General features: G+C 59.6%; 10 protein-coding genes. 6 read left to right on the top strand and 4 right to left on the bottom strand.

The window, feature by feature from the left end; translation table 11 throughout:
• Positions 1–47: 47 nt before the first annotated feature.
• A complete protein-coding gene (locus AKJ29_RS05950) occupies positions 48–1940 on the bottom strand; it encodes a propionyl-CoA synthetase (protein ID WP_055188817.1) in 1893 nt (630 codons plus the stop codon).
• A 71-nt stretch (positions 1941–2011) separates the two neighbouring features.
• Between AKJ29_RS05950 and AKJ29_RS05955 the strand changes: the two genes are divergently transcribed.
• A complete protein-coding gene (locus AKJ29_RS05955) occupies positions 2012–2227 on the top strand; it encodes a hypothetical protein (RefSeq protein ID WP_055188820.1) in 216 nt (71 codons plus the stop codon).
• A gap of 21 nt (positions 2228–2248) precedes the next feature.
• Here the strand turns inward: AKJ29_RS05955 and AKJ29_RS05960 are convergent, their stop codons facing one another.
• Positions 2249–4522, bottom strand: coding sequence for an NADP-dependent malic enzyme (locus AKJ29_RS05960; RefSeq protein ID WP_055189078.1), 2274 nt, complete (start codon positions 4520–4522; stop codon positions 2249–2251).
• Between the two features lie 249 nt (positions 4523–4771).
• Between AKJ29_RS05960 and cdd the strand changes: the two genes are divergently transcribed.
• From cdd to AKJ29_RS05985, 5 genes are all read left to right on the top strand, one after another.
• Positions 4772–5164: a cytidine deaminase gene (gene cdd / locus AKJ29_RS05965; protein WP_055189081.1), complete on the top strand. Its 393-nt coding sequence runs from the start codon at positions 4772–4774 to the stop codon at positions 5162–5164.
• Positions 5161–6375 (top strand): phosphopentomutase, encoded by a 1215-nt coding sequence (locus AKJ29_RS05970; protein ID WP_055188822.1) that lies wholly within the window; start codon positions 5161–5163, stop codon positions 6373–6375. The genes cdd and AKJ29_RS05970 overlap by 4 nt, the downstream gene beginning before the upstream one ends.
• Positions 6372–7364 carry an adenosine deaminase gene (locus AKJ29_RS05975; RefSeq protein WP_055188824.1) on the top strand — a complete coding sequence of 331 codons (993 nt, stop codon included), beginning with the start codon at positions 6372–6374 and terminating at the stop codon, positions 7362–7364. Before AKJ29_RS05970 ends, AKJ29_RS05975 begins: the two co-directional genes overlap by 4 nt.
• Positions 7357–7989 (top strand): uracil phosphoribosyltransferase, encoded by a 633-nt coding sequence (gene upp / locus AKJ29_RS05980; RefSeq protein WP_055188826.1) that lies wholly within the window; start codon positions 7357–7359, stop codon positions 7987–7989. The genes AKJ29_RS05975 and upp overlap by 8 nt, the downstream gene beginning before the upstream one ends.
• A 228-nt stretch (positions 7990–8217) precedes the next feature.
• Positions 8218–9633 (top strand): SPOR domain-containing protein, encoded by a 1416-nt coding sequence (locus AKJ29_RS05985; protein WP_139231306.1) that lies wholly within the window; start codon positions 8218–8220, stop codon positions 9631–9633.
• A 114-nt stretch (positions 9634–9747) separates the two neighbouring features.
• On the opposite strand, the gene AKJ29_RS05990 is transcribed toward AKJ29_RS05985, so the two are convergent.
• Together AKJ29_RS05990 and AKJ29_RS05995 are read right to left on the bottom strand one after the other, a co-directional pair.
• A complete protein-coding gene (locus AKJ29_RS05990) occupies positions 9748–10764 on the bottom strand; it encodes a hypothetical protein (protein ID WP_055188830.1) in 1017 nt (338 codons plus the stop codon).
• A 254-nt stretch (positions 10765–11018) separates the two neighbouring features.
• Positions 11019–12659, bottom strand: a complete 1641-nt coding sequence (locus tag AKJ29_RS05995) for a long-chain-fatty-acid--CoA ligase (RefSeq protein WP_055188832.1) — start codon at positions 12657–12659, stop codon at positions 11019–11021.
• Between the last annotated feature and the right edge of the window lie 98 nt (positions 12660–12757).

The following is a 12757-nucleotide window of genomic DNA, read 5'->3' on the forward strand; positions in this document are numbered from 1 at the left end:
CCCAAATTGCGATTGAGGGTGTTTTTATTTAAAATTATAACGATTTCCTATACTTTTGTATAACCGATGTCAGCCAACGCGTCACGGATCTCGTCCAGAATCGCCGGATCGTCAATGGTCGCCGGCATTTTGAAATCCTTGCCATCGGCAATCGACACCATAGTGGCGCGAAGGATCTTGCCTGACCGGGTTTTTGGAAGACGGTCTACGACGATACAGAGTTTGAACGCGGCCACCGGACCGATTTTCTCCCGCACCAGCTTTACGCATTCGGCGGTGACGTCGGCATTGTCGCGGTCGGAACCGGCGTTCAGGCAGACCATGCCCAGCGGCAGTTGCCCCTTGAGCTGATCGGTCACGCCGATCACGGCACATTCTGCCACGTCCGGGTGGCTGGCCAGAACCTCTTCCATCGCGCCGGTGGACAGGCGGTGGCCTGCCACGTTGATCACGTCATCGGTGCGCGCCATGATGTAGACATAGCCGTCTTCGTCCTTGTATCCCGCATCTCCGGTTTCGTAATAGCCGGGGAAGGTGGTCAGGTAGGATTTCTTGAACCGCTCTTCTGCATTCCACAGGGTTGGCAGTGTTCCGGGGGGCAGGGGCAGTTTGATCGCAATTGCGCCCAACTCGCCTGCTGGCATCGGGTGGCCGCCTTCATCAAGGATCTGCACGTCAAAGCCCGGCATCGGCACTGAAGGCGAGCCAAGTTTGATTGGCAGTTCTTCAATGCCCAGCGGGTTGGCCGCGATGGCATAGCCGGTTTCGGTCTGCCACCAGTGGTCAATCACCGGCACGTTCAGCTGCTCCTGTGCCCAGACAATGGTGTCGGGGTCCGCGCGTTCACCCGCCAGGTAGACCTGTTTCAGGCAGCTGAGGTCGTATTTCTTGACATAGTCCCCCTTCGGGTCTTCGCGTTTCACGGCGCGGAAGGCGGTGGGGGCGGTGAAGAAGCTTTTCACGTTATGCTCGGAAATCACCCGCCAGAAGGTGCCCGCATCGGGGGTGCCGACCGGCTTGCCTTCAAACACGATCGTGGTGTTGCCATGCACCAGCGGGCCATAGGTGATATAGGAGTGGCCAACAACCCAACCCACGTCAGACGCGGCCCAGAACACGTCGCCGGGATCGACATTATAAAGGTTCTTCATGGTCCAGTTCAGCGCCACCAGATGGCCGCCCGTGTGACGGATCACGCCCTTCGGCTGGCCGGTGGTGCCAGAGGTGTAAAGGATATAGGCGGGGTGGTTGCCTTCGACCGGCACACAATCGGCCGGGGCGGCATTGGCTTCCATCTCGGCCCAATCGAAATCCCGACCGTCGATCAGCTCAGCAGGGTGTTCCTCGCGCTGCAGAATAACGGTGAAGTCAGGCTTGTGCGCAGAAAGTTCAATGGCACCATCCAGAAGCGGTTTATAGGCCACAACCCGGTTCGGCTCCAACCCGCAGGATGCGGCGATGATGGCTTTCGGTTTGGCGTCATCAATACGCACTGCCAGCTCGTTCGAGGCAAAGCCGCCGAACACCACCGAATGCACGGCGCCAATACGGGTGACGGCCAGCATGGCGATCAGCGCCTCTGCCACCATCGGCATATAGATGATGACCCGGTCGCCTTTGGTCACCCCCTTGGCGGCCAGGCCACCCGCGACCTTGGCCACGCGCTCTTTCAACTCGGCATAGGTCAGGGTCGATTTGCGTCCGGTGATCGGGCTGTCATAGATGATCGCCACCTGATCGGCGCGACCGCCTGCGACATGCCGGTCAACCGCGTTCCAGCAGGTGTTGACCATCCCGTCCGAGAACCATTCGTAAAGCGGAGCCTTCTCGTCGAAAAGCGCCTTTGACGGGGCTTTGTCCCAGTCAATTGCTTCGGCGGCCTCCATCCAGAACGCTTCCGGGTTGGCCTGCCAGGCGGCGTAGACGTCTTTATATGCCATGTTGCACATCCTCCTAAATGCTTGCGCAAGAGTTAGGCAACCTGTGGGCTGTTGGGCAAGAGGCTTGAACCTTGCTGCGGCCAAATTTCACGCAGGGTTTGCAGTTTGGTGAAAATCCGCCTGCAAATTTTGCAAACCCCTCGAAAATATGCGGCGGTTCTGAAAAATCCAGAAAGTTTGCAAAATTGCAAAGTTTTGCGGTGCAGATTCGCAAGAGGAGCGAACGCCAGAAAGCACAAAAGAAAAGGGGGCCGAAACCCCCTTTTGTCATATTCAGCCGCCTGTGACGCGACGTTGCCGGTCAGGTGTCAGCCGTAATGGGCCACAGGTGTGCCCGCAATCGCTGACATGTTCAGCAGGCCGCGCGCGGTGATTGACGGTGTCACGATATGGGCCCGGTTGCCCATGCCCATCAGGACCGGGCCGACCTCCAGCCCGCCGCCTTTCACCTTCAGCGTGTTGCGCACCGCGCTGGCCGCATCCGCATTGGTAAAGACCAGCACATTTGCCGGGCCGTCAAAGCGGGCACCTGGGAAAATATGGCGGCGCACCTCGTCATCCAAGGCGGCATCCACATGCATTTCCCCTTCATAGGCAAAGTCGCGCGGGGCGCTGTCCAGGATCGCCAGGGCTTCACGCGCGCGCACACCGCTGTCGCTGCCATGGTTGCCAAACTGCGAATAGGAACAGACTGAGATCTTCGGCTCGACCCCGAAGCGGCGCACATGGCGGGCCGCACCAATCACTGTTTCCGCAATCTGCGCACCGGTGGGGGTAGGGTGCACATGGGTGTCGGCAATGAACAGCGGCCCATCTTGAAGGATCATCAGGCTGAGCGCGCCCACGGGGTGCAGATCCGGCGTGCCGAGGATCTGCTGGATGTAATTGAGATGCCACAGATACTGGCCAAACGTGCCGCAGATCAGGCTGTCCGCTTCTTCGCGTTGCACCATGATTGCGCCAATCGCGGTGGTGTTGGTGCGCAGGATCGCCTTGGCAAGGTCGGGGGTGACGCCCTGACGGGCCATGATCTGATGATAGCTGCCCCAGTAGTCGCGATAACGCTCGTCACGTTCCGGGTTCACGATGTCAAAATCCCGACCCGGCTTGATCGACAGGCCCGCGCGCTCGGCGCGGCGTGCAATCACGTCGGGGCGGCCAATCAGCACGGGCAGATCGGTGGTTTCCTCGATCATCGCCTGGGCCGCGCGCAGCACGCGTTCGTCTTCGCCCTCGGCAAAGACAATCCGGCGATTGGCTTTGCTTGCGGCCTCGAAGACCGGACGCATGATCAGGGCCGAGCGGAACACACTCTCATCAAGCTTGGCCTTGTATGCCTCCAGGTCTTCGACAGGCCGTGTCGCCACACCGCTTTCCATCGCCGCTTTGGCGACCGCGCTGGCGACAACCCCCATCAAGCGGGGATCAAAGGGTTTTGGGATCAGGTAATCGGCGCCAAAGCTGAGCTGTTCGCCCTTATAGGCCGCCGCAGCTTCGGCAGAGGTGGTGGCGCGGGCAAGGGCCGCAATCCCTTCAATGCAGCCCAGTTGCATTGCGTCATTGATCTCGGTTGCGCCGACATCAAGCGCCCCACGGAAGATGAAGGGGAAACACAGTACGTTGTTGACCTGGTTGGGAAAATCGCTGCGTCCGGTTGCAATGATCGCGTCCGGTGCGACTTCGCGCACCTCCTCCGGCATGATTTCCGGGGTCGGGTTGGCGAGCGCGAAAATTACCGGCTTGTCCGCCATTTTACCAACCATGTCAGGTTTCAGAACACCCGGCCCGGACAGGCCAAGGAACAGGTCGGCCCCGGCAATCACATCGCCCAGCGAGGCGGGGGTGTTGCCCTGCGCATAGGCGGCCTTTTGCGGGGTCATCTCTTTCTCGCGCCCCTTATAGACCAGCCCTTCAATATCACAAAGCCAGACATTTTCGCGTTTCACACCAAGCTTCAGCAACATGTTCAGGCAGGCAATGCCCGCGGCGCCGCCACCGGTTGAAACGACCTTGATTTGTGAAAAATCCTTGCCCACGACCTTGAGCGCATTGGTGGCCGCCGCGCCGACAACAATTGCGGTGCCGTGTTGGTCGTCGTGGAAAACCGGGATGTTCATCCGCTCGCGGCAGATTTGTTCAACGATAAAACAATCGGGCGCCTTGATGTCTTCCAGGTTGATTGCGCCGAAGCTGGGTTCCATGGCGCAAATGATGTCTGCCAGCTTCTCGGGGTCGCTCTCATCCAGTTCAAGATCGAAGCAGTCGATATTGGCGAATTTCTTGAACAACACCGCCTTACCTTCCATGACGGGTTTTGAGGCCAGGGCACCGATATTGCCAAGCCCCAGAACAGCCGAGCCATTGGAAACCACCGCAACAAGGTTGCCGCGTGCAGTGTAACGGCTTGCTGTGGAAGGATCTTTTGCGATTTCAATGCTGGCCTCAGCCACACCGGGTGAATAGGCCAGAGAAAGGTCACGCCCGTTGGCCATGGGTTTGGTGGCTTGAATTTCGAGTTTCCCCGGCTTCGGGAACTCATGATAATCCAGCGCGCGCTTGCGGGAATACTTGCTGTCAGTCATGAGGATCTCCATCGCGGCAGTAGGGTTGTTTAACTTTAAACCATCCTTGATTTCCTGTGCATCATAGGGGGGATGGCGCAGCGATCAAGTCGCAATTTACGTCCTGCATGTCGGTTTGGTCGATCCGGGTGGCGCGGGCAGGCGGAGGCAGGCAAAAGGTGCATATGATGTTTGCGCAAACGCGCTTTGCGCTTGCATCGGGCCAGCGGCTGGGACAGATTTGTTCAATTGATCAAAAAGGAGGGGCAGATGTCCTTGCTCAAGGCTGCGACCAAGGTGCGAGAAAACGCCTATGCACCTTATTCCAACTTCAAGGTCGGCGCCGCGCTGCGCACCACATCCGGCGATATCTACACGGGATGCAATGTGGAAAACGTGGCCTATCCCGAAGGAACCTGTGCGGAGGCCGGAGCCATTGCCGCCATGTGCGCCGCGGGCGAGCGGGAGATTGCCGAAGTTCTGGTGATTGCAGACGCGCCTTTGCCGGTCACGCCCTGTGGCGGCTGCCGTCAGAAACTGGCCGAGTTTGCCCGAGGGGATGTGCAGATCACCATGACCACGACCGAGGGGAACAGCATGGCCATGTCGATGGCGGACCTGCTGCCCGGTGCCTTCTCCAACGAGCATATGGAAAACACATGACCCGCGCTTTTCTTGTTGTGCTGGATTCTGTGGGATGCGGTGGCGCCCCGGATGCAGACAAGTTCTTTAATAACAAAACGGTGCCGGATACCGGATCCAACACGCTTGCCCATATCGCACAGGCCTGTGCGCAGGGGCGTGCGGAAGAGGGGCGCAGTGGCCCGCTGAAAATGCCGCACCTTGATGCGTTGGGTCTGTCCGCTGCTGTAAAGCTCGCATCAGGTGAGGAGATGCCGGGGTTTGATGCCGTTCCCGCCGGGCTTTGGGGGGCTGCTGAAGAAATCTCACCGGGTAAGGATACGCCCTCGGGCCATTGGGAAATTGCGGGTGTTCCGGTGCCGTGGGACTGGGGGTATTTCCCCGACACCCAACCCTGTTTCCCGCAAGAGATCATCGACGAAATCTGTCGTCTGGCCGGGGTTGACGGGGTTCTGGGCAACAAACATGCCTCGGGCACGGCGGTGTTGGATGAGCTGGGGGAGGAGCATCTGCGCACCGGCTGGCCGATTGTCTATACCTCGGTCGACAGCGTGTTGCAGATTGCTGCCCATGAGGAGCAGTTTGGTCTCGACCGTCTGGTCAAGCTGTGCGCGGATCTTGCGCCGATGGTGCATAAGCTGAATGTGGGCCGGGTGATTGCGCGACCGTTTCTGGGCGATCAGGCTGGCGCGTTCGAGCGCACGGCAAACCGGCGCGATTTCGCCATTACACCGCCCAGCCCGACCCTGTGTGACTGGGTTGGGGCCGTGGGCGGCAAGACCCATGCGATTGGCAAGATCGGTGACATCTTTGCCCATCGTGGCATTGATACGCTGAAAAAGGGTCGGGATCTGGCGCTGATGGAGCATCTGCTCGACAGTTTTGACACCGCAGGGGACGGCGATTTTGTCTTTGCCAATTTTGTCGAGTTCGACTCGCAATATGGGCACCGTCGTGACGTGTCCGGCTATGCGGCGGCGCTGGAGTGGTTTGATGCCCAGATCCCCCGTATCCTTGGAAAAATGCGTGACGGGGACCTGATCATCTTTACCGCAGACCATGGCAATGACCCAACCTGGGTGGGCACGGATCACACCCGCGAACGGGTGCCTGTCGTGGGGGCGGGGCTCGGCCTGAAAGAGGTCGGTATCTGTGCGTTTTCTGATATTGGCGCGTCGATTGCGGCCCATCTCGGGCTGGCGGAGCGTGGCGCCGGAAAGAGTTTTCTATGAGCGTCCAATCGCTTCCTAAAATCGAACTCCACATGCACCACGAAGGGGCCGCGCCGCCTGCGTTCATCCGAGGTTTGGCGAAAGAGAAGAGGGTCGATATTTCCGGGATCTTCACCCCGGATGGCGGGTATGACTACCGCGACTTTCTGCATTTCCTTGAGGTGTATGAGGCGGCCACATCGGTGTTGCAAAGCCCCGAAGATTTCCGCCGCCTGACTTTGGCGATCCTTGAGGAGAGCGCAGGTCATGGGGTGGTGTATGCGGAGAGCTTCATCTCGCCCGATTTTTGCGGTGGGCGGGATGTGGTTGCGTGGACAGACTATCTTGCGGCGATCCGGGATGCGGCGGATGAGGCAGAGCGCAACTTTGGCATCACCTTGCGCGGCATTGTCACCTGTATCCGCCATTTCGGCGGCGAGGTGGCGCGCGAAACCGCGCGTTGCGCACAGGAAACCGCCGGTGACTGGATTGTCGGCTTTGGCATGGGGGGGGATGAGAACGCCGGCCATCAGTCCGATTTCAAATACGCCTATGACATGGCGCGCGAGGCCGGGCTGAAACTGACCACTCATGCGGGGGAATGGCGCGGCCCGGAGGAGATACGCGAGGCGCTGGATGCGCTGAAAGTCACCCGGATTGGCCACGGGGTGCGGGCAATCGAAGATCTGAACCTTGTTGAGCGGCTGGCGGATGAGGGCACCACACTTGAGGTCTGCCCCGGATCAAATGTCTTTCTGGGCGTTTTTGACCAGTTGGAAAATCACCCCATTGCCAAGCTGCGCGAGAGGGGGGTAAAGGTCACCGTGTCCACCGATGATCCGCCTTTTTTCCGCACCACGATGACAAGGGAATATGAGGATCTGAACCGGGTCTTCGGTTGGGACGAGGCGGATTTCGCCGATCTCAATCATGTGGCTTTGGACGGGGCGTTCTGTGACGCGGACACCAAGGCGCGCATTGCCAAGCTGCTGGAGCCGAAAGATGTATGACCACCTGACCGTCGTTGATCACCCGCTGGTGCAACATAAGCTGACTTTGATGCGCGAAGAGGGCACGCCCACCAGTGTCTTTCGCCAGCTTCTGCGCGAGATCAGCCAGCTTCTGGCCTATGAAATCACCCGCGAACTGCCGATGACCACGAAGTCGATCCAGACCCCGATGCAGCAGATGGACGCACCGACACTGGCCGGGCGCAAACTTGCCCTGGTGTCGATCCTGCGCGCCGGAAACGGTCTTCTGGATGGTGTGCTGGAGCTGATCCCCTCGGCGCGGGTTGGATTTGTTGGGTTGTATCGCGATGAAGAGACGCTGGAGCCGGTCGAGTATTATTTCAAGGTGCCCGAGAAGATGGATGAGCGTTTGGTGATTGCGGTGGACCCGATGCTGGCCACCGGTAACAGCTCGGTCGCGGCGATTGATATGTTGAAAAAAGCGGGCGCCAAGAATATTCGCTTCCTCTGCTTGCTGGCCTCTCCGGAAGGGGTTGCGCGGATGAAAGAAGCGCATCCCGATGTGCCGATCATCACCGCCTCGCTGGATGAGCGTCTGAACGAAAAGGGCTATATCATGCCCGGGCTGGGGGATGCGGGGGACCGCATGTTCGGCACCAAGTAAGCGCCAGGGATGGGCTGCGTGCGCGGGCTTTCCCCGCTGCGCAGCTGATTGATTTTTAGGCAGTTTCGGCTAATCCCCTCAGATTCAACAAAGTTTTTCGATGAATTGTCCACAGCGCCGAACTGGCCCTGTGGATTATCCCTTTACTTCGAATCGGTCATCCGTCATGCTTGTCCACAATATTTTGTGTGGGGACACAAGAGCATGTTAAAAAGAACCGTGGCTATAATGGCCGTTATTACAGGGATGTCGGCGACAGGCGCTGACGCTCTGAGCTTGAAAAAAGGCGCGCAGCCGGCAGAGACGCCGCCCGCGAGCTACAAGGGAAACACCTATGTCGACAGTCGTGGATGTGTGTATATCCGCGCCGGGTTTGGTGGAAATGTGACATGGGTGCCGCGTGTGACGCGTAGCCGACAGGTGGTGTGCGGCGCCGCGCCCAGCCTTGGGGGGAATGGCGGATCGGTTGTCGCAACCAAGCCAGCCCCCGTGCCTGCGCCGCAACCTGTGATCGTTCCTGAAAAGCGCCCTGCCCAAGTGGCAACCACCCGTCCGTCTGCTTCTGTGCCTCAGGTGAAGCCGGCTCCGGTTGCCCGACCTCAGGTGCGCGTGCAGCGACCAATAATTCCGGGTCCCGAGCTGCCACCGCGCATCGGTTTTGGCCCGTCCGAGACCGACCCGTCCCTGCCGCAGCGCAGCCCCGTGCCACCCGCGTGGACTGATCGCTTTACCCATGGCAAGGGGGATGACGGCTGGATCGTGTCCGACAATGGACAGGCGGCTCAGGCGGTGCGGGTCAATTGCCCCGCAAATGTCAGCAAAGTGTCTTTTGTGCGCCTGAACGGTGCCAAACTTCCGGTGCGCTGCGGGGCGTTGCAGGTGGCGCCGGTCACCTATCTGGTTGAGGACAACACGGGCAACCTTACCCGGATCACAACCCTGCCGCATGGATCAAACCTGCGTGCAGCACAGGCTGCACTGGCGGGGCTTTCCGGTGGAGCAGCCGGGGGGACGGTCACCTCCGTTCCGACAACCCGTGTGCTGGTGCCGCAGGGAAATGGTCATGCCCCCAAGCCCTATCAGGTTGTGCGCAGGCGAGATCTGGACAAATCCGCGCTTCCGCCCAGCACGGTGATTGCGCCGCAGACCTATGTGGCGTCGAATATGCCGGTTGCGGTGCCTGAAGGTTATACTGCAGCCTGGAGCGATGGGCGTCTGAACCGTCTGCGAGGGGTGCGCTCGATTGCGGGGGACTTGCAGACGGCAGAAATCTGGACCGACACGGTGCCACGCCGCCTGAAAGGGGTGCAGTTGCCAGAAAAACAGGTCGCAGATACATCGCCGGTTGACAGGACATATGGCAAGACCCGAGCACGGGCGAAAACCACCGCCATCAGCAAGACGCGCTCTGTCAGCGCCGGGCGGCTGCCGCAGAAATTTGTGCAGGTCGGGCGCTACAGCGATGCGGCCAATGCGCGCAAAGTGATCCTGAAATTGCAGCGTATGGGGCTGAAAGTATCGTCCAGCACCTCAGGAAGCGGCGTGAAAACCGTTCTGGCGGGTCCGTTCAAGCAGCAGGCAAAGCTGAGCACGGCCCTTGCAAAGCTGCGAAACGCAGGTTTCAGAGACGCGTTTCTACGCTGATATGGATATGAATTGGCAGGTGAAAGGCTCCGCAAATTTGCGGGGCTTTTCCTTTTCGGGGCGGGCCTTAAGCGTTGCGGAGTAAACAGGTGTTTCAAACGTATCCCGAACGCTTTATTCGCCGCAGATCCCTTGTAGTCGCACCCAATCCCCGTCTGACAAAAGCGGCAAAGCCGCAGCCAGCGGCACGGGATCGGCTTCGATCAGTGAGATGGTCTTTTCGCCGGTCAGGTCCAGCGCGTATGCGTAAGGGGTGGACCGGATGCCGGCCTCTTCAAACCGGGGCAGAAGATCGGAGGCTGTCAGGGGCGCGGGTTCCGAGGTCAGCAGCCATTCGGCATAGGCGTCAATTGCTTCATTTGTCACTTCGCCAGTGGTCAGAAGGCGTATCGTTGTTCCGGTCCCGGCATGATCCAGAAACCCAAAAACCGGGTCGGTCATGCGGCGGCGCTGGTCTTCGGCCAGAATGAAGCCTGCCACGACATCAGCTTCTTCAAAATCCTCGATCAGGGCACGGTTCAGAAGGGTGATATTACCAGGGAGATGGGTCGCAGCCTGTACGCCGCTTGACAGCACAACCAGCCGGGGGGCGTTGGATCCCAGTACCCGGCGGCCAAGGGCCTCAAGCGCGGAGCGTGCCAGAACGTCATCGCATTGCTGGCCCGCTACGCGGCCAATTCTGGTCAGGATGCGCTGGCCAATGGCTGCGCGGGTAGGGGCGGGCACAACGGCGGTTGTATAGCTCTGTAATGCGCCGGGAAGCCAGGCGATGCCCCCGATGATCAGAAAAGCAAGCCCGCCGCCGGTGATCCATCCGCGCAGCCTGCCAGGGCGGTCGCGGCGTCGTTCCACCACTTTGCGCACCCGTTCGATCCCGTCGATCATCGTGTCGTCATCGACTTCCAGCTCTTCGAACACTTCATCCGATGGCGAAAACCGCGCCGGGCGTTCGCCGGGATTGATCCGTCGCACGGCCGCAAGGGACCAATGGGTCAGGGCGGTGTCGGACATGTTGGTGATGGTCAGGGTTGCTTCGCCCAATGACACAATCACATTCACGCGCTGCGCATCGGGGGATGCACTCCAGACACCCGGCGCTTCGAGCCGGTCGTATTTCTTGAGGGCTGTCATGGTTGGGCGAGGCTGCTCTTAAATGCGGCTCAATGCTTTCTTGTTGGAAAAACAATAGCTAGGCTTTTGCGGTTTGTCGATTGGGGGAATGGCAAATATGGGGCCAAGAGGCGCCGTTGGTCCCGGCCAGCGTCTGGCCGGGTTGGGGGGCGGCGTGGTGCGCCCGGTTTGCGATGCTTTTCCTGTTCGCGGCGCGTGTGCAGGGAAGCCTCGCCCCGCACACCCCCCTCATTTCCCGGCAATGCTGGGGCAGGTTACGCCTGCCCCTGTTGTTCCTTGGCCATGCGGCGGAGCTGGAATTTCTGGATCTTGCCAGTGGATGTTTTGGGCAGCTCGCAGAACTCAACCTGTTTGGGGGTCTTGAACCCCGCCAGATGTTCGCGCGCAAAGCGTATCAGTTCCTCTGCGCTGATATCTGCCCCTTCTTTCAACTCGACAAAGGCGCAGGGCACTTCGCCCCATGTCTCGTCCGGTTTGGCCACCACCGCACAGAGCATCACCGCGGGATGGTGCATCAGGACGCCCTCGACCTCAACCGAGCTGACATTTTCGCCACCGGAAATGATGATGTCCTTGGCGCGGTCGGTGATCTGGATATAGCCGTCCGGGGTCTGGTGCGCGATGTCGCCTGAGTGGAAATACCCACCGGCAAAAGCTTCGGCGGTGGCGTCGGGGTTTTTCAGATAGCCTTTCATCACCGAGTTGCCACGGATCATGATTTCCCCGGTTGCCTCGCCATCCATCGGGATCTGAACCATGGCGTCATCCATCACGGTAATGTCGTCCATCTGTGGAAACAGGACGCCGGTGCGGGCCTTGATTGCTGCGCGCTCGGATTGCGGCAGCGGGTCCCATTTCGGCCCGTTCCAAAGGCATTCGGTCACATGTCCGTAAGTTTCGGTCAGTCCGTAGACCTGTGTGATGTTGAACCCAAGCGGTTCAATCGCGGCTAGGGTGGCGGCTGCCGGGGGCGCACCTGCGGTGAAAACCTCAACCACATGGTCAAAGGACCGGCGCGTATCTTGTGGGGCATTCACGATCATGTTCAGCACAATCGGAGCGCCGCCAAAATGGGTCACGCCCTCATCTGCAATCGCGTCATAGATCGCCGCTGCCGTGATGTCCCGGCAGCAGATGATTGTGCCCCCCAGCGCCGGCATCATCCAGCTGTGGTTCCAGTTGTTGCAGTGAAACAGCGGCACGATGGTCAGGTAGCGGGGATAAAGCCCCATATTCCAGCTGATCGGTGTGCCCATGGTCATCAGATAGGCGCCGCGATGGTGATAGACCACGCCTTTCGGGCGGCCGGTGGTGCCGGAAGTATAGTTGAGCGCGAGGCTTTCCCATTCATCCTGTGGCATGATCCAGGAAAAATCCGGGTCGCCTGAGGCCACCACCTCTTCATATTCGGGATAGCGGCCGGTGGCGGGGTGACCGGCCGGGGCATCCGCGACTTCGATGATGTCCGGTCCCGCCCCGTTCATCTGGGCCACCGCCTTTTCCGCCAGGGGCAGGAATTGGGTATCGACAAGAACGATCTTCGCCTCTCCATGACCAAAGATATAGGCCACCGTGTCCACATCCAACCGTATGTTGATTGTATTGAGCACCGCCCCGCAGGCGGGGATGGCAAAGCTTGCTTCCACATGGGGCAGCGTGTTGGGCAGAAGTGTTGCCACGACATCCCCGGGGCGAATGCCGCGTGCGGCAAGGGCGCTGGCCAGACGGGTGACCCGCTCGTGATAGTTGCGATAAGTCAGCCGGAGCTTGCCATAGACCAGTGCCTCACGATCGGCAAACACCGTCGCCGCCCGGCGCAGGTGAGACAGCGGTGTGAGCGGCACGAAATTTGCAGCATTCTTCTCAAGCCCCGTTTCATCTGACATCCATCCCATCGCTTACTTCCTGTGGTCCCATGTCGAAAATCTGTTCTGGTCTTTTTTGCCAGAATGTCGTTTTTCGAGCAGACCAGAACAGATGCCGCATGGTCAAT

This window comes from Aliiroseovarius crassostreae (assembly GCF_001307765.1).
GTDB classification, from domain to species: domain Bacteria; phylum Pseudomonadota; class Alphaproteobacteria; order Rhodobacterales; family Rhodobacteraceae; genus Aliiroseovarius; species Aliiroseovarius crassostreae.